General features: G+C 75.6%; 17 protein-coding genes. 8 read left to right on the top strand and 9 right to left on the bottom strand.

Translation table 11 applies throughout. The features are described from left to right. Positions 1–22: 22 nt before the first annotated feature. Together ZF1_RS14340 and ZF1_RS14335 are read left to right on the top strand one after the other, a co-directional pair. Positions 23–979: an esterase/lipase family protein gene (locus ZF1_RS14340; protein ID WP_482637501.1), complete on the top strand. Its 957-nt coding sequence runs from the start codon at positions 23–25 to the stop codon at positions 977–979. Positions 980–998: 19 nt separating this feature from the next. After that, positions 999–1,667, top strand: coding sequence for a pentapeptide repeat-containing protein (locus ZF1_RS14335; protein ID WP_476651438.1), 669 nt, complete (start codon positions 999–1,001; stop codon positions 1,665–1,667). 6 nt (positions 1,668–1,673) lie between these two features. On the opposite strand, the gene ZF1_RS14330 is transcribed toward ZF1_RS14335, so the two are convergent. From ZF1_RS14330 to ZF1_RS14310, 5 genes are all read right to left on the bottom strand, one after another. Then, on the bottom strand, positions 1,674–2,300 hold the full coding sequence (locus ZF1_RS14330) for a hypothetical protein (RefSeq protein WP_482637500.1): 627 nt from the start codon (positions 2,298–2,300) through the stop codon (positions 1,674–1,676). Positions 2,301–2,369: 69 nt separating this feature from the next. Continuing rightward, positions 2,370–2,990: a hypothetical protein gene (locus ZF1_RS14325; protein WP_482637499.1), complete on the bottom strand. Its 621-nt coding sequence runs from the start codon at positions 2,988–2,990 to the stop codon at positions 2,370–2,372. Positions 2,991–3,317: 327 nt separating this feature from the next. Continuing rightward, positions 3,318–4,166, bottom strand: a complete 849-nt coding sequence (locus tag ZF1_RS14320) for a hypothetical protein (RefSeq protein WP_482637498.1) — start codon at positions 4,164–4,166, stop codon at positions 3,318–3,320. Positions 4,167–4,327: 161 nt separating this feature from the next. Continuing rightward, positions 4,328–5,299 (bottom strand): 5-oxoprolinase subunit C family protein, encoded by a 972-nt coding sequence (locus ZF1_RS14315; RefSeq protein WP_405417107.1) that lies wholly within the window; start codon positions 5,297–5,299, stop codon positions 4,328–4,330. Then, positions 5,296–5,712: a carboxyltransferase domain-containing protein gene (locus tag ZF1_RS14310; protein WP_476651433.1), complete on the bottom strand. Its 417-nt coding sequence runs from the start codon at positions 5,710–5,712 to the stop codon at positions 5,296–5,298. The genes ZF1_RS14315 and ZF1_RS14310 overlap by 4 nt, the downstream gene beginning before the upstream one ends. On the opposite strand from ZF1_RS14310, the gene ZF1_RS14305 reads away from it, so the two are divergent. Continuing rightward, positions 5,690–5,980, top strand: a complete 291-nt coding sequence (locus tag ZF1_RS14305; protein WP_405417109.1) for a TSUP family transporter — start codon at positions 5,690–5,692, stop codon at positions 5,978–5,980. The two genes, ZF1_RS14310 and ZF1_RS14305, sit on opposite strands and share 23 nt — an antisense overlap. A gap of 40 nt (positions 5,981–6,020) precedes the next feature. On the opposite strand, the gene ZF1_RS14300 is transcribed toward ZF1_RS14305, so the two are convergent. After that, positions 6,021–8,084: a serine/threonine-protein kinase gene (locus ZF1_RS14300; protein WP_482637497.1), complete on the bottom strand. Its 2,064-nt coding sequence runs from the start codon at positions 8,082–8,084 to the stop codon at positions 6,021–6,023. Between the two features lie 124 nt (positions 8,085–8,208). Next, entirely contained in the window at positions 8,209–8,718 is a 510-nt protein-coding gene (locus ZF1_RS14295; protein WP_405417111.1) for a MarR family winged helix-turn-helix transcriptional regulator, read from the bottom strand. Positions 8,719–8,989: 271 nt separating this feature from the next. On the opposite strand from ZF1_RS14295, the gene asnB reads away from it, so the two are divergent. Further along, positions 8,990–10,864, top strand: a complete 1,875-nt coding sequence (gene asnB, locus ZF1_RS14290) for an asparagine synthase (glutamine-hydrolyzing) (protein ID WP_482637496.1) — start codon at positions 8,990–8,992, stop codon at positions 10,862–10,864. A gap of 73 nt (positions 10,865–10,937) precedes the next feature. After that, complete coding sequence (locus ZF1_RS14285; RefSeq protein WP_476651429.1) at positions 10,938–11,768, top strand: DUF427 domain-containing protein; 831 nt, start codon at positions 10,938–10,940, stop codon at positions 11,766–11,768. 16 nt (positions 11,769–11,784) lie between these two features. Here the strand turns inward: ZF1_RS14285 and ZF1_RS14280 are convergent, their stop codons facing one another. Continuing rightward, complete coding sequence (locus tag ZF1_RS14280) at positions 11,785–12,276, bottom strand: MarR family winged helix-turn-helix transcriptional regulator (protein WP_476651427.1); 492 nt, start codon at positions 12,274–12,276, stop codon at positions 11,785–11,787. Between the two features lie 77 nt (positions 12,277–12,353). Here ZF1_RS14280 and ZF1_RS14275 point away from each other — a divergent pair, with 77 nt between their 5' ends. Then, positions 12,354–13,469: a M20/M25/M40 family metallo-hydrolase gene (locus ZF1_RS14275; RefSeq protein WP_482637495.1), complete on the top strand. Its 1,116-nt coding sequence runs from the start codon at positions 12,354–12,356 to the stop codon at positions 13,467–13,469. On the opposite strand, the gene coaA is transcribed toward ZF1_RS14275, so the two are convergent. Next, entirely contained in the window at positions 13,441–14,370 is a 930-nt protein-coding gene (gene coaA / locus ZF1_RS14270; protein ID WP_405421820.1) for a type I pantothenate kinase, read from the bottom strand. The two genes, ZF1_RS14275 and coaA, sit on opposite strands and share 29 nt — an antisense overlap. 313 nt (positions 14,371–14,683) lie before the next feature. Here coaA and ZF1_RS14265 point away from each other — a divergent pair, with 313 nt between their 5' ends. Together ZF1_RS14265 and ZF1_RS14260 are read left to right on the top strand one after the other, a co-directional pair. Beyond that, positions 14,684–16,054: a hemolysin family protein gene (locus ZF1_RS14265; protein ID WP_482637494.1), complete on the top strand. Its 1,371-nt coding sequence runs from the start codon at positions 14,684–14,686 to the stop codon at positions 16,052–16,054. Next, positions 16,051–17,112, top strand: a complete 1,062-nt coding sequence (locus tag ZF1_RS14260) for a hemolysin family protein (RefSeq protein ID WP_482637493.1) — start codon at positions 16,051–16,053, stop codon at positions 17,110–17,112. Before ZF1_RS14265 ends, ZF1_RS14260 begins: the two co-directional genes overlap by 4 nt. Positions 17,113–17,135: the final 23 nt, after the last annotated feature.

Below are 17,135 nucleotides of genomic sequence, written 5' to 3'. Positions count from 1 at the left end.
ACGGCATCCGAGGAGGCGGCTGGTGGCTGGACAGGGCAACGACCGGCGCAGGTGGGCGGCGGTCGTCTCGATCGCGGTCGCGGTGTGCACGGTCGGCCTCGCGCTGGTCCCGCCCGCCCAGGCGGCGGCACCGGAGCCCGAGCAGGTCGCGTCGGTGCAGGACCTGCTGGACCCCTCCCCGCCCGGGTCGAACGACTGGGGCTGCCGGCCGTCGGAGGAGCACCCGGAGCCGGTCGTCCTCGTCCACGGCCTCTCGGCCAACCAGGGGAACAACTGGGCCTACATGGCCCCGCAGCTGGCCCAGCGCGGTTACTGCGTGTTCTCCCTGACCTACGGCCGCAACCCCCTGGCCCCGCCGCCGCTGACCCAGGTCGGCGGGCTCGCCCCGATGGAGGACAGCGCCGCCGAGCTCGCCGCGTTCGTCGACCGGGTGCGCGGGGCCACCGGTGCCGCGAAGGTCGACATCGTCGGCCACTCCGAGGGTTCGCTGATGCCGAACCACTACGTCCGGTTCCTCGGCGGCGCCGAGAAGGTCCGGCGCTACGTCGGCCTGACCCCGCTCTGGGACGGCACGAACACCGCCGGGCTGGCGTTCCTGAACCGCACCGGTGAGCAGCTCGGCCTCGGCCCGGCGGTCGGCACCGTCCTCGACCCGCTGTGCGCGTCCTGCCGTCAGTTCCTGCGCGGCTCGGACTTCCTGCAGCGCATGAACTCCGACGGCGGGCCCCGCGCCGACGGCGTCGACTACACGATGATCCTCACCCGCTACGACGAACTGGTCGTCCCCTACACCTCGGGCCTGCTCGACGGCGCGCACAACATCGTCCTGCAGGACGGCTGCCCCACCGACCTCGCCGAGCACGTCGCCGTCGCGTTCGACCCGGTCACGCTGCAGCACGTGCTCAACGCGCTCGACCCGGCCCATGCGAACCCGGTGCGCTGCCTGCCGGTGGGCCCGGACGCACCCGCGGCATCCTGACCGTGCCACGCTGTCGCCCGTGACGGCGGTGACGACGGCGGAGGACCTGCTCGCGGCGGCCCGGGACGGCGTGGAGGTCGGCTCGGCCGTCCTGGACGAGACCGACCTGCGGGAGACCGACCTCGCCGGGCTGGTCCTGCGGGGCGGTTCGCTCGCCGGAGCCGATCTGCGCGGCGTGCGGCTGGACCGGGCGCGGATCACCGGGACGTCGCTGGCCGGGGCCGATCTGCGCGAGGCGGACCTGACCGACGCCGTGCTCGGCGGGGTCGACCTGTCCGGGGCCCGGCTGGCCGGGGCGACGCTCGGCGACACCCGGTTCACCGGCTGCCGGATGATCGGCACCGTCCTGCGCGGACTGCGTGGGCTGACGGCGTCGTTCGTCCTGGACGACTGCTCGCTGCAGCTGGCCGACCTGCGCGACCTCGCGATGCGCGGGCTGCGGATCGCCGACTGCGACCTCTCCGAGGCCGATCTGTCCGGCGCCGACCTGCGCGACGTCCGGTTCGAGCGGTGCCGGCTGCGCGGCACGGTGCTGCGGTCCACCCGGCTCGACGGCGCCGACCTGCGGGGCTGCGATCTCGGCGAGGTCACCCCCGACACCCCGCGCGAGCTGCGCGGGGCGATCGTCTCCCCCACCCAGGCGGGCGCGATCTGCGCGGCGCTGGGACTGACGGTGCTCGAGCCGTAGGCCGGGTCAGCCGACGGGGCGGTCGAGACCGCCGCGGCGCATCGCGTCGTCGACCTGGCCGGCGATCCACGGGTCCTCGTCGCACTGCGGGCCGGCCGCGGTGAGCGGGCCGAGCCGGACGACGTCCGCGGCGCGGCAGAGCGGCGAGGTGCCGGCGAGTTCGTCGTCGCCGGTCTGGTCGTCGGGGACGACGGGGCGCGAGGCGTCCGCGACCCGGTCCTGCCGGGCCGCCTCGTCGCGGTGGTAGGCGGCGAGCTCGGCGTCCCCGGCGGCGCGGGCCGCGTCGGCCCGGGACCGTGCCTGGTCGCGCAGCTCGGCGGCCACGGTGCTGACCCGGTCCGCGGTCCGTGCGTCGCCCGCGCGGGTGGCGGCGTCGCGGGCCCCGCCGACGGCGTCCAGCACGATCTCACCGCGCCCGGGGACAGCCACGGCGTCGGTCGGGTCGACCGCTGTGCCGTCGACCGCCGTGCCGTCGGCGGCCGCGGCGGTGGGGGTGAGATCCCGGGCCGGGTCCGTGCCGGCGACGCCACCGACGAGGGCGGCCGCCAGACCGGCACCGCCGACCAGCGGGACGGTGCTGAGAAGGGCCAGGCGGCCCGGCGTGGTGCGTGGACGTCGGTGCCGTGCGCTCATCGTGATCGCCTCCTGCACTGTCGGTAGCCGGAGCCGGAGGGGCTCAAACCTGCCTCGCCCGGCCGGGCCTCAGCAGGGGACGATCACGAACCGGACGACACGACAGACGACGCCCTCGGTGCGCGGGGTGTCCCCGGTCGGGGCGGGGGTCGCGGTCCGGGCGTCGTCGGGCGCGGTGCCGGTCGGCGGGGCCGGGGTGGTGGTCGGGGCGGGCGGCGTCGTGGGTGTCCCGGTCGGGGGGACGGCGGCGCGACGGCGCGCGTCGGCCTGCTCCCGGGTCCGTTGCGCGGCACGGTCCTGCGCTGCGCGCTGCTCCGCGGCCAGACGCTCCCGTGCGGCGGCCTCGGCGGCCTCGGCGGCCCGGCGCTCCTCGGCGATCCGGCGCTCCTCGGCGATCCGGGCCGTGGCCGCCCGCACCGCCCCGTCGGCGACGGCGGCCGCGCGCGTCTCGCGGGCCGCGACCGGTGCCGTGGTGGGCGCGACCCCGGTGCCGGAGCCGTACCAGCGCGACGGCATCGGGATCGACGAGGCGTCGTCGACGGTCGAGCCGGACGCGAAGGTCGGTACCGGGACGTGGTCGTCGACCCGCTGGTCCGCCGGAGCGACCCCGCCGAGCACCCCGGTCCCGAGGAGACCGGCGACGGTGACCGACGCGACCAGCACCACCGGGACGACCCCGGCCAGGGTCACACGGAGACGCCGGCGGCCCCGCGGCTGCCGGGCCCGGCCCTCGACCGGTCGTGGCGCGTCCCACGGGCCGACGGGCGCCGTCGCGGTCGCGCCCCGGGAGCGGGCAGCGGAGCTCGGCCACACCTCGGGCCCGGCGGGGTCCGGGCCGGCCGGGCCGGGCCCGCCCGGCATCCGGTGCCGGCCGGTCACGTGGTGGAGCCGCTCGCCGTGCGCATGGGGTGATCGTCACCGGCGGGCGGCGGTACGGCCATGCACCGAACGGGTGTGTCGCCGTCGCGGGCCGTCCCGGTGGGGTGAACTGCGCGCCGCACGGACGGGCGACCGGGCTCAGCCCCCGAGCAGCGACAGCGCGGGTCCGGGCACCCGGACGTCGACGGGCGGGGTCTCGGCGATCCGCAGGCGCAGCCGGAGCAGCGCCCCGTCCGCGGCGCCGGTGTCCGGGTCGGCCGGTGTGACGGTGCCCGGGGAGACACCGGAGGAACCGCTGCCGGCCGGGTCGTCGTCCGGCGGCGCGGCGGACCGTGGGGCGGCCTGGGGCGGGACGGCCACGCGCGGGGCGGGCACCACCGGCCGCGGGACCGTCGGCCGGGACGGGGCGGACCATCCGGTGTCGTCGCCGGGTGCGGTGTCGTCGGCCGGGGGCGTGTCGTCCGGGGCGGTGTCGTCCGGGGCGGTGTCGTCCGGAGCGGTGTCGTCCGGAGCGGTGACCTGGCCGGGCGCCGGCGCAGTGCCCGTGCCGGGCGCGACCGCGAGGGGTCCGGGCGCGGTGCGGTCAGCCGGGCCCGCCGGAGCGGGGCCGTCCGCCCCGCCGGTCGTCGACGGCGGTGCGGCGGCGCGCGACGCACCACCCCCGCCGGACCGGACCGGGCCGGACCCGCCGGTGGCCGTACCCGGCGACCCCGGCTCCCGGGGCGACCCCGCCGTGGAGTTCCGGGGTGCGGCGGCCGCGGCGTCGGCGGCCGCCCGCACCGGTGCCTGCGCGAGCGGTGCCGGGTCGGCCATCCGCGCCGGGGAGCCACCGCCGGGCACGGCGGGACCGGCGGCGAGCGGCGCGGCCGGGCGGGGGCCGGTCTGCTCCCCCTGCTCTCCCTGCGCCGCGACGGGCTGCTCCCCCGGCGTCACGGTGACGACGACCGCCGCGGCGACTGCGATCGCCCCGACCACGGGGACCGTCACGGCCAGGACCCGCCTGACCAGTCCGGCCCCCGCCGCCCTCCGGTGCCTGCCGCTCATCGCTCGGTCCTCCCCCACGTCCGGTACCGCCCCGCGTCACCGAGCGTCGAGTCTGGACCAGACGGCGCTGCGGGGCCAGCCCGAACGGGTGAGCAGGAACGGTGTCACCGCTCCAGTGCGCTGTGCATCCGCGCGAGCCGGTCCGTGCGCTCGGCCCGCAGCGACAGCGCCGTCTCCAGGTCGACCGCCACGAACCGGGTGCGGGTGCGCGGCGCCGACTGGGCGACGACGTCGAGGTCCCCGGAGATCACCGTCGCCACCATCATGTAGCCGCCGCCGGACACCGCGTCCCGGTGCAGCACGATCGGCTCCACACCGCCCGGGACCTGGATGGAGCCGATCGGGTAGGGCGAGTCGACGATGTTCGACGGGTCCTGGCCCGCCCCGAACGGCGGCTCACGGTCGACGGTCTCCAGCTCCCCGCCGGTGTAGCGGAACCCGATCCGGTCCGCGACCGGGGTCAGCGTCCACGTGGTGTCGAGGAAGGTGGCGCGGCCCCGGTCGGTGAGCCGGTGGTCGTAGAGCCCCATCACGACCCGGACCTCGACGTCCTTCGCGAGCGACGGCCGCAGGTCCTCGGGTACGACGAGCCCGGCCCGGCCGGTGCCGGACCCGACGGGCAGGACGTCGCCCTCGGCCAGCGGCCGGCCGTCGAGCCCGCCCAGGGCGCCGAGCGCGTACGTGGCGCGGCTGCCGAGCTTCTCCGGCACGTCGATCCCGCCGGACACCGCGAGGTAGGCCCGTGCGCCGGCCTTGAGGTAGTCGAAGGCCAGCACGTCGCCCTCGGCGACGTCGAAGGACTCCCAGACGGGCACCGCCGACCCGTTGACCTTCGGGGCGATCGTCGCCCCGGCGACGGCGAGGGTCGCCGGGCCGGTGAACACCAGCTCCGGGCCCATGTAGACGATCTCCAGTGCGGCGGCGCCGTCCGGGTTCCCGACCAGCGCGTTCGCGCAGGTCAGCGAGTACTGGTCCAGCGCGCCCGACGGCGGGATGCCCAGGTGGTAGTAGCCGGAGCGGCCACCGTCCTGCACGGTGGTGGACAGACCGGGCTTGCGGACCTCGATGCGTGTCACGCGAGCACCTCCAGCAGGCGCTTGTTGTAGCCGTCGGGGTCGTCGAGGAACGGTTGCAGGTCGAACGCCACCGGACGGGCGGTGATCCGGTACTCCCCCGCCTCGGCGGCGGCGTGGAGCTGGTCGTACTCGTCGCGGTCGATGCCGCGGAACTTGACCATGTCCCCGGGCCGCATGAACACCATGTGCTCGGTGAAGTCGGGCTTGCTCTGGGTCGGGTCGTAGATCGGCGCCGGGGTGATGCCGAACATCTGGTAGCCCCCGGCGCCGCGCACCGAGTAGATGCAGGAGAAGCAGCCGCCGTAGCCGACGGTCTGCTTGGGGGTGTCGGTGCGCGGACGCAGGTACTTCGGCACCACGATCTGCCGGTCCCGGGGCACCATCTGGTACTTGAACGGCAGCCCGGCGCTCACGCTGTCGCTGCCGGGCGCGACCCTGCTGCGGGCCAACGCGCTGAAGAACGTGCTGACCTGGGCGGCGAACGCCGTCGCCGCGGTCGGGTTCGCGGTCCTCGGCGACGTCGCGTGGGCCGCGGTGCCCGCGCTGGCCCTGGGCCTGCTCATCGGCGGCCGGCTCGGCCCGGTCGTGGCCCGGCGTCTCCCGGCCCGCCTGGTCCGGATCGGCATCGCGGTCGCGGGCCTCGGCCTGGCCCTGCGGCTGTTCGTCCAGGCCTGGCTCTGAGCGGTCCGGCGTGGCCCTGCGCCACGCCGTGGGCGGGCCCTCAGCCCCGGCGGTACTCCAGCATCGCGGTGACCGGGCCGTCGGTGCGGTGCCCGTGGCGGCGCAGCCAGCCGTCGAGCTTGCCCTGCACCGTCGGCAGGTCCGGGCGCCGGTGCGGCTCGGTGCGCATCGCCTGCTTGAGCAGCGCCAGGTGTGCGGTGCGGCTCGGCAGGTGGGTGAGCTTCGCCCCCGCCGCGGCCGCCCGCAGCCCGGCGACGGCGTCGGCGGACTCCCCGCGCGGTGGGTGCCCGCTCAGCGCGAACGACACCGCCGCCGCGAGCTGCCAGGCGTCGGAGGCGGGCGAGGCGGGCTTCCCGGCCGCGGCCTCCGGCGCCAGGTAGTCCGGCGTGCCCAGGACGTAGCCGGTCTGGGTCAGCGTGGAGTCGCCCTGCTTGCGCGCGATCCCGAAGTCGATCAGGTGCGGGTGCCCCTGCGGGTCGACGACGATGTTGCCGGGCTTGATGTCGCGGTGCAGCACCCCGGCACGATGCGCGGTGTGCAGGGCGCCGGCGATGCCGGTCCAGATGCGGGCCGCGGAGATGTCGTCCACCGGGCCCTGCTCGCCGACGAGCTGGCCCAGGGACATGCCGTCGACGTACTGCATGACGATGACCAGCCCGTCCATGCCCTGCAGGCCCGGGTCGGACGAGGCGTGCAGCAGGTCGTGGATCTGCACGCAGCAGGGGTGGCGCAGCGCGCCGAGCGCGGCGGCCTCCCGGCGGATGCGCTCCTCGGTCTCCGGGTCCGCGGCGTGCGCGGACTTGACCGCGACGGTGTGGCCGAGCTTGGCGTCGTGGGCCAGCCAGACCCCGCCGAAACCACCGGCACCGAGGCGGCGCATCAGCCGGAACCGGGGCGCCCGCGGTGGACCGCCCGCCACGGGTGCGACGAGCGTGGGCCGGCGCGGCGGCCCCGCCGGCGGCCGTCCCGCACCGGAGGCCGGGCCGCGGGCCGCTCCCGGCACCGGGCCGCGCAGCGGACCCGCGGCGGGGTGCGCGGCCGGGCCGGTGAACGGCGGCGGTCCGGCGGGCGGGCGCCCGGTCGGGCCGGGGGCGTACCCGGCGGGCGGCGGCGCGCCGTACCCGGACGGCGGGCGGGGCGCGGCGGCGAACCCGGCGTAGGGCGCGGACTGCTCGACCGAGGACGGCCCGCGGGTGCCGTCGGTCCCGGCGGTGCCCGGGGTCTCGCGGGCGGAGAAGCGCTGGGCGAGCCGCTCGGCGACGCTGGGCGTCGCGGCGGCGCCGGACTGCGGGGCGAGCCCGTCACCGCCACCGCGCCCGGCCCGCGACGACCCGGTGCCGGTGCGTCCCGCGGCGGGCGGCTCGGCGCGGCGCGGCGGCGCGTCGCGCCCGGCGCGGATCCGCTCGACCGTCGCCCGCGACGGTGCGGGGAACAGCGGGACGATCAGCACCCCGGCCAGGCTCGCGGCGAGGATGCCGACCCACAGGTGCTCGGCGGTGCCCGCGGGGACCCCGCCGGTGAGCACGATCAGCGCGAACAGCGGGAGCCAGAAGAACTTGGCGGGCCAGCGGGGCCCGCGACGCAGCGCGGTGCGCGCCTGGACCGCGACGAGCACGGTCGCGAGCAGCGGCACGACGCCGAGCAGGGCGACGGAGGTGACCGAGGTGACGATGTCCCCGCCGATGGACCCGGCCACGGTGCCGCGGCCCAGGTAGCTGCTCTGGGTCCCGACGACGCTGCAGGTCTCGACCCGGATCGACGAGGTGGCCGACGAGCTCAGCCCGGGGACGGCCGGCACGCCGGCGGTGGCACGGCTGAACACCCCGCCCGCCCCGACGAACACCGCCAGCGGGAGCAGGCCCGCCGACAGCACTCCGATCCCGGCCAGCAGCACGGACTCGGCCGAGCCGTAGCCCGACGAGGACCCGGAGCCGATCCCCCGGCGCAGCAGCGCGACCAGCGCCGCACCCGCGGTGGGCAGCAGCCCCGTCAGCACGCCGAGCGCGGTGACCGACCAGGCCCAGTCCCCCGGGCACACGTCCGGCACACCGAGCCCGCGGATGCCCTCCAGAACCCCGGCGACGAGCGCCACCAGCGCGTCCACGCCCGTCCTCACCCCCGAACTCGCTCCGGGTGCGGCCACCCGGACTGCCCACTATCGCATCACCCGGGTGGGGCCCGGCGGAGCAGCGGGTGCACGGGGGCGCGCGCGGGCGGGTGCAGCGGGGTCAGCGCACGAAGAGGTCCAGGTCGGTGTTGAAGCGGTCGAGCAGCTCGGCCAGGGAGTCGCGGTCGTGGGTCGGCCAGTGCGCGATGACCTCGCGCAGCGGCGCCAGGCGGGCCTCGCGGACCTGCTCCCGGGCGGCGAGGCCGGCCGGGGTCAGGGTGACGCTGACCGAGCGGGGGTCGCGCTCGTGCGGGGACACGTCGACGAGGCCGGCCCGCGACAGGCGCGAGACCTGGCGGCTGGCGGTGGGCTTGGAGACGCCCAGCTTGCCGGTCAGCGCGGTGAGCGAGAGGGCGCCCTCGTCGTCGAGCAGCATGAGGACCGGGTAGGTGTAGCGGTCCACGGCGTCGTTCGCGCCGTAGCCGTTGGACCACACCGACTCCATGGTGCGGCGGACCAGCAGCGTGATCTGCTTCTCCAGCGAGTGCAGCGGGTCCTGGGTCGCCGTGGCGAGACCGCCGGTCGCCACGGTTGCGTCGTCGTCAATCGGGTCAATCGGACGTTCCGTCATGATTCGCATGCTACACACGTTGCGGACTGCAACATTGACGATCGCAATCACGTAAGCGGATCGAAAGGTTCGTGCGCCTTCACGCAACGATGCTCCGCCGAACGAGTGTGATCAGCGACGCCCGTCGTCGAAAGCGCTGGACGAACCGCCCGCTACCGGACGGAGCGCCCGCCTCGTGTTACCCACGTGTTGCGTCTCGCAATCATTAGCGTTGCAATCGATCTTACCGGGCGACGCGGCCCGGGCCACGAGATCGAGGAGGCGCTCAACCGTGTGCGGAATCTGCGGCTGGATCGACTACCGACACGACCTGGGGGCGGACGAGCACGCCCGCACCCTCGCGGCGATGAACGACACGATGTCCTGCCGCGGACCGGACCAGCAGGGCGTGTGGGCCCAGGGTCCGGCGGCGCTGTGCCACCGCAGGCTCGCGGTCATCGACATCGAGGGCGGCCGCCAGCCGATGACCCTCGACGAGGGCGGGGCCCCCGCCCTGCACATGGTCTACTCCGGCGAGACCTACAACTTCCGCGAGCTGCGCGAGCAGCTCGCCGCCGCCGGGCACCGGTTCCGGACCTCCAGCGACACCGAGGTCGTGCTGCGGGCGCACCGCGAGTGGGGCGCGAAGGACCCACGGGACGTCGCCCGCCGGCTCAACGGCATGTTCGCCTACGCCCTGTGGGACTCCGGCACGAACGAGCTGGTGCTGGTGCGTGACCGCCTGGGCATCAAGCCGCTGTACTACTACCCCACCCCGCACGGGGTGCTGTTCGGCTCCGAGCCCAAGGCGATCCTGGCCAACCCCGAGGCCGAGCGGGTCGTCGACGCCGAAGGCCTGCGCCGGGCGCTGGCGTTCGTCTCCGACATGTCCAACGCGGTGTTCCGCGGCATGCGCGAGGTCCCGCCCGGCTGCGTCGTGCGGGTCTCGCGGGACGGCGGCGTCCGCGAGGAGCGCTACTGGCAGCTCACCGACACCGGGCACACCGACGACGTCGACACCACCGTGCACCACGTCCGCGAGCTGCTCGAGGACACCGCGCTGCGCCAGCTCTACGCCGACGTCCCGCTGTGCACGCTGCTCTCGGGCGGGCTGGACTCCTCGGCGCTCACCGCGCTGGCCGCGAAGCACGTCGACGGCACCGTGCGGTCCTTCGCGGTGGACTTCGTCGGCTACGCCGACAACTTCGTCGCCGACGACGCGCGCGGTACCCCCGACTCCCCCTACGTGCACGAGGTCGCCGAGTACGTCGGGACCTCGCACCGCGACATCGTGCTGCGCACCGAGGACATGATGGACCCGGCCGTGCGCCGGGCCACGGTGCACGCCCGCGACCTGCCCGCCGGCATCGGCGACATGGACTCGTCGCTGTACCTGCTGTTCTCCGCGATCCGCCAGGAGTCCACGGTCGCGCTGTCCGGGGAGTCCGCCGACGAGGTGTTCGGCGGCTACCGCGACTTCCACGACCCGGAGACCGTCGCCGCGGACACCTTCCCGTGGCTGGCCGGGCGGATGATGAACGCCGACCAGTCCGACCCCGGGCTGTTCGACCGGGCCCTGTGGGACAAGCTCGACGTCCCCGGCTACCTCGACGACCAGTACCGGGCCGCGCTCGCCGAGGTGCCGGAGCTGACCGGCCCGGCCGCCGACGACCCGCACGAGCGCCGGATGCGCGAGATCTGCTACCTCTACCTGACCCGCTGGCTGCCGGTGCTGCTGGACCGCAAGGACCGGATGAGCATGGCCGTCGGGCTCGAGGTGCGGGTCCCGTTCTGCGACCACCGCCTCGTCGAGTACGTCTTCGGCACGCCGTGGGCGCACAAGAACTTCGACGGGCGCGAGAAGTCGCTGCTGCGCCACGCCACCTCCGACCTGCTGCCCGAGTCGGTGGTGCAGCGGGTCAAGAGCCCCTACCCCTCCACCCAGGACGACTCCTACGAGAAGTCGCTGCGCGACCAGGTCGCCGAGATCGTCGGGCAGGGCGACGACGCGCCCGTCGCGCCGCTGGTGGACCGGGCGGCGGTGCGGCGCAGGCTCGACGAGGGCGGTGGCCACGAGGCCAACTCGATGGGCCGCCGGATGCAGCTGGAACGCATCATCGACCTCAACACCTGGATCGGCGACTACGACGTGCAACTCTCGCTGTAGCCCCGTGGCAGGTTCTCCCCGTGGGTGGTTGTGTGGGTACCGACCCGCACGACCACCCACGAGGTGAGGCCACATGGGACTGACCCGCACCGACGGCCCGCTGTCGCCGTACGCGCCGACCACGGTGAACTACGCGATCGACGGCCCGCCGCACAAGCTGCTCATGCATCCGTTCCCGAGGCGGGTGCGGGCGGAGTTCGCCGGGCGCACCGTGCTCGACACCCGCGGCGGGTTCCTCGTCCACGAGTCGAACCTGCTGCCCGTGCTCTACGTCCCCGAGACCGACCTCGACCAGGACGTGCTGGTCGCCACCGACCACACCACGCACTGCCCGTTCAAGGGCGACGCGTCCTACCGGTCGCTCGTCGTGGGCGACCGGATCGCCGAGAACGCCGTCTGGCACTACCCCGAGCCCGTGGCGGCCGCACCCTGGCTGCGCGGGCTCGCCGCGGTGTACTGGAACGCCGCCGACGCCTGGTACGACGAGGACGAGCAGGTCTTCGCCCACCTCACCGACCCCTACACCCGGGTCGACGTGCGCCCGACCCACCGCGAGGTCGTGGTCACCCACGTCGCGACCGACGGCGTCGAGACGGTGCTGGCCCGCTCGGAGCACCCGTGGGTGCTGTCGGAGACCGGGCTGCCGAACCGCTGGTACCTGCCCGCCGCCGACGTCGCCGTCCCGACCACGCCGAGCGGGCTGCGCACCCGCTGCCCCTACAAGGGCGAGGCGCACTACGAGCACGCCGACCTGCCCGGCGGGACCCGGCTGGCCGAGGTGTTCTGGCACTACCCCGACCCGCTGCCGGAGTCGGCGCGGGTCGCGGGACTGCGGTCCGTCGCGGGCGGCAGCCGGGACGACGGCTCCCGGGTCGTGGTCACCGTCGACGGCGCCGAGGCCTGAGGGGATCCGGCAGCGCTCAGTCCTCGTCGGCGACGATCAGGGCCTCGATCGCGGGCAGCGCGGCCTCCAGCGCGGCGCGCTGGGCGGCGTCGAGCCGGTCGAGACGGCGGGCGACCAGCGCGGTGCGCTGGCTGCGGACCTCGCGCAGCCGGTCGAGCCCGTCGGCGGAGATCGAGATGAGCACGCCGCGGGCGTCGCCCGGGGCCGCCGCGCGCTCGACCATGCCCTGGTCGTCCAGCGCGGACAGCACCCGGGACATCGTCGGTGCGGTCACGCCCTCCCGACGGGCCAGCTCCGACAGGCGCAGCGGGCCGTGCTGCTCGACGGTGACCAGGGTCGACAGCTGCAACGGCGGCAGCGACTCGGAGCCGTCGATGCGGATCCGGCGGTTCAGCCGGCCCACGGCCAGCCGCAGCCGGGATGCCACCTCGTCGTCGCTCGTCTCGAAGCGGCTCGACACCACGGTGCCGCCGGAGCCGCCGGACTCGCTGCCCGATCCCTCACTCATCGCCCCATTCTGCCAAAGAAGTGATGAGCAATGGCATCGGCCCTCGGAGGCGGCGGGGGCGTGGAAGGGTCGGGGAGATGGAGACCCCCGACCCCGTCGCCCTCGCCGGCTCGCTGATCGCCCTCGGCACCCGGGGCGGCGGGGAGCGCGCGGCCGCCGACCTGCTCGCCGGCCTGCTCGACGACGGCGGCTTCACCGTGCGCACCGAGCCCGACCCGGCCGACCCGGCGCGGGCGAACCTGGTGGCGCGCCGCGGCGACGGCCGCCCGCCGGTGACCCTCACCGGGCACCTCGACACCGTCCCCGCCGACCCGGCGGGCTGGTCGTTCGACCCGCACGCCGGTGACGTCGTCGACGGGCGGCTGCGCGGGCGCGGCAGCACCGACATGAAGGCCGGGGTCGCGGCGCTCGTCGTCGCGGCGCTGCGCAGCGACCCGGCCACCCCGCTGCAGCTGGTGTTCACCTTCGGCGAGGAGACCGGCGGCGACGGCGCCCGCCTGCTCACCGGCCTGGAGCCGTCACCGCTGCTGGTGGTGGCCGAGCCGACCGCCAACCGGGTGCTGCACGGCCACAAGGGCGTGCTGTGGCTGCGGCTGGTGCAGCACGGGGTCGGCGCCCACGGGTCGCGCCCCGAGCTGGGCGACAACGCACTCGTCGCGCTCGGCCGGGTCGCGGCGGCGCTGCACGACCACACCTGGCCCGTCAGCGCCACGCACGGCGCCGCCACGGCCAACCCCGGGACGCTGCACGCCGGGCTGCAGCCCAACCTGGTGCCCGACCGCGCCGAGCTGGAGGTCGACCTGCGCCTGGTCCCCGGCCTGGACGCCGCCACCGCCCGCGACGAGGTCGCCGGGATCGCCCGCGCCGCGCTGGCCGCCACCCCCCACCGCGGCGTCCCGGACGTCGAGGTCCGCTTGGACCTGCCCGCCGTCGCGACCGACCCGGCCGACCCGCGGGCGGCCGCGGCCGCGACGGTGCTCGGGTACGGCGGGCCGGCGGCGTACGCGTCCTACTTCACCGACGCGTCGGTGCTCGTCGGGGCGCTCGGGGACCCGGCGGTGCTGGTGTACGGGCCCGGCGACCCCGAGCTGGCGCACGTCACCGACGAGACCTGCTCCGCGGCCCGGGTCGGCGAGGCCGCCGACGCCCTGGTCCCGGCGCTGGTCAGAGCTTGCGCAGCCGCACCCGCGTGACGTCGTGGCTCGGCCCCTTGGTCAGCACCGCGCTGGCCCGTGAGCGGGTGGGCAGCACGTTCTGCTCCAGGTTGGGCTGGTTGATCGTCGCCCAGATGTGCTCGGCCCGGGCCACGGCCGCGTCGTGGTCGAGCTCGGCGTAGCGGCGGAAGAACGACTGCGGGTCCCGGAACGCGGTCTCGCGCAGCCGCAGGAACCGCTCGACGTACCAGCGGCGGACGTCGGCCGTGGCGGCGTCGACGTAGACCGAGAAGTCGATGAAGTCCGACACGGTCAGCGCGCCCGCGACCGCGGGCTGGAGCACGTTGAGGCCCTCGACGATGAGGATGTCGGGGCTGCGGACCACGAGCTGGGAGTCGGGCACGATGTCGTAGACCAGGTGCGAGTAGACCGGGGCGCTCACCTCGGGGCGGCCCCCCTTGATCTCGGAGACGAACCGCAGCAGCTTGCGGCGGTCGTAGGACTCCGGGAAGCCCTTGCGCTCCATCAGCCCGCGGGCCTGCAGCTCGGCGTTGGGGTAGAGGAACCCGTCGGTGGTGACCAGCTGCACGTCGGGGTGCTCCGGGGAGCGGGCCAGCAGCAGGCGCAGCAGCCGCGCGGTGGTCGACTTGCCGACCGCGACCGAGCCGGCGATCCCGATCACGAACGGGGTGCGGGCCCCGCCCGAGCCGAGGAAGCGCCGGTAGGCCCGGTAGAGCCGCCCGCCCTCCTCCACGTGCAGGTTGAGCAGCCGCGACAGCGGCAGGTATACCTCGCGGACCTCGTCGAGGTCGACGAAGTCGCCGTAGCTGCGCAGCTGCTCGAGCTCCTGGGCCGACAGCGGCACCGTGGTCGAGGACGCGAGCTGCGCCCAGGAGCGGCGGTCGAAGTCCACGAACGGTGAGGCGCTCCCCCGGGCCAGCCCGGAGCTGCGCCGGCCGCCGTACTGCGGGGGCGCCGCGGCCGCGCGGGTCGCGCGCTCCGACGGGGGCGTCGGCTGCGGGGCGCTCACCGCTGCGCCGCGGTCGGGGCCCCGGCCACCGGCCCCCGGCGGCCGTCCGGGGGACCCGGTGGCGCGGGGAGCGGTGCGGAGGGCGACGTCGCCGTGGTCATGGCTGACCAACCTAGACCCCGGTCACGGCCCGGATCACCGTCGGGACGCCGTGAGATCACTCGCAGCTCCCGTCGGGCGGGCCGGGCGCGGCCGCCGTATCGTCGTGCACCGTTTCTCCCTGATGGAGGCCCTGAGCTCCGTGTCCATCCTGCTCTCCTGTCTCGGGCTGCTCGCGGTCGTCGCGCTCACCCTGGGAACCGCTGTCTCCGTCGCCTCGGAGTTCTCCCTCACCGCGCTCGAGCGCAGCCGCATCGACGCCGCCGTCGCCCGCAGCGACGACCGGCGGACCCGCTCGGTGCAGCGGGCGCACGCCGGCCTGTCGTTCCAGCTGTCGGGCTGCCAGCTCGGCATCACCGCCACCACCCTGGCCACCGGCTACATCGCCGAGCCCGCCGTCGCCGAGCTGATCCGGCCGGTGCTGGAGGCCGTCGGGCTGCCCGCCGGGATCGCCTCGGGCACCGCCACCGTGCTGTCGCTGGTCCTGGCGACGGTGCTGTCGATGGTGTTCGGCGAGCTGGTCCCGAAGAACCTCGCCATCGCCCACCCGATGGAGGTGGCGCGCTCGGTGGTGTGGCTGCAGGCCGGGTTCGCCGCGGCGTTCCGCTGGCTCATCACCGGCCTGAACACCGCGGCCAACGCCATCGTGCGCCGCCTCGGCATCGAGCCGGCCGAGGAGCTGCGCTCGGCCCGCTCCCCCGGCGAGCTGAGCTCGCTGGTCCGGGCCAGCGCCGAGAGCGGCAGCATCGACCCGGGCACCGCGGTGCTGCTGGAGCGCTCGCTGCGCTTCACCGACCGCGTCGCCGAGGACCTGATGACCCCGCGCGTGCGGGTGGAGACCATCGACGCCACCGACACCGTGACCGACCTGGTGGCGCTGGCCCGCCGGTCCGGGTTCTCCCGGTTCCCGGTCGTGGACGGCGACCCGGACGTCCCGCTGGGGCTGGTGCACGTCAAGCAGGCGTTCTCGGTCCCGCCGGCCCGCCGCGCCGACACCGCGGTGCGGGACCTGGCCCGGCCGGTCGAGACCGTGCCGTCGTCGCTGGACGGTGACGAGCTCATGACCCGGCTGCGGGCGGCCGGGCTGCAGACCGCCGTCGTCGTCGACGAGTACGGCGGCACCGCGGGCCTGGTGACCATGGAGGACCTGGTGGAGGAGATCGTCGGCGACGTCCGCGACGAGCACGACCGCGGCGAGCAGAACCGGGTGCGCCGCCTCGGCGACGGGGTGTGGGCACTGTCCGGGCTGATGCGCGACGACGAGGTCGACGAGGCCACCGGCTTCCGGATGCCGCACGGGGAGTACGAGACCCTCGCCGGGCTGGTCGTGGCCCGGCTGGGCCGCATCCCCGACGTCGGCGACGCCGTCGAGGTCGACGGGTGGACCCTCGAGGTCCTGCGCCGCGACCGCAACCGGGTCGCCGAGGTCCGGGTGGGGCGCACCACCGACCGCACCACCGACCGCACCGCGGCGCACGGGGCGGTGCCGGCGTGAACGACCTGATCGCACTGCTCGCCGCCGTCGCCCTGCTCGGTGTGAACGCGTTCTTCGTCGCCGCGGAGTTCGCACTGATCTCCGCCCGCAAGGACCGCCTGGAGGCCATGGCCGACGGCGGGTCCGCCGGGGCGCGGCGGGTGCTCGACGCCTCGCACGACCTGTCCCGGATGCTCGCGGCCTCCCAGCTGGGCATCACCATCGCCTCGCTGCTGCTCGGCCGGCTCGGCGAGCCCGCCGTCGCGCACCTCATCGACGGGCCGCTCGCCGCCGTCGGGGTGCCGGAGGCGTTCGCCTACCCGGTCGCGTTCGCGGTGTCGCTGATGATCGTCGTCGTCGCGCACATGATGCTCGGCGAGATGGTGCCGAAGAACATCTCGATCGCCGGTCCCGAACGCGCGGCGATCCTGCTGGTCCCGCCGTTCCTGGTGTGGACCCGGGTCACCCGCCCGTTCATCGACCTGTTCAACGCGATGGCCAACGGCACCCTGCGCCTGGTCGGGGTGACCCCGCGCGACGAGCTGGAGACCGCGTTCACCACCGGCGAGCTCGCCGAGATGCTGGGCGACTCGCGCCGGGAGGGCCTGCTCGACGACTCCGAGAGCTCCCGGATCGAGCGGACCCTGTCCTCGGCGGAGGCGACCGTCTCCGACGTCGTCGTCGCGCTGGAGGACCTGGTCTGCCTCGACGCGGGCCCCGGCGGGTCGACGACGGTCTCCGCGCTCACCGAGGCCGTGGAGCGGACCGGGTACTCCCGCTTCCCGATCCGCGGCGCCCAGGGCAGGCTCACCGGGTACCTGCACGTCAAGGACGTGCTGGACCTCGCCGACTCCGAGTCGGCGACGATCCCGCCGCAGCGGGTGCGCAGCCTGCCCTCGGTCCCGGCCTCGGCCCGCCTGGACGAGGCGCTGGCGACGCTGCGGGCGGCCCGGGCACACCTGGCCCGCGCCGTCGACGGGCACGACACCACCGTCGGCATGGTCACCATGGAGGACCTCACCGAGGCGTTCGTCGGCAGCGTCCGCGACGCCACCCACGCCCCCGGCACCCCGACCTGACCCGGGCGGGTCGTACCGTCGGA

This window comes from Pseudonocardia sp. ZF1 (genome assembly GCF_056835605.1).
The sequence above is the reverse complement of the archived record's forward strand: the minus strand, read 5'-3'. Positions and strand labels throughout refer to the sequence as shown.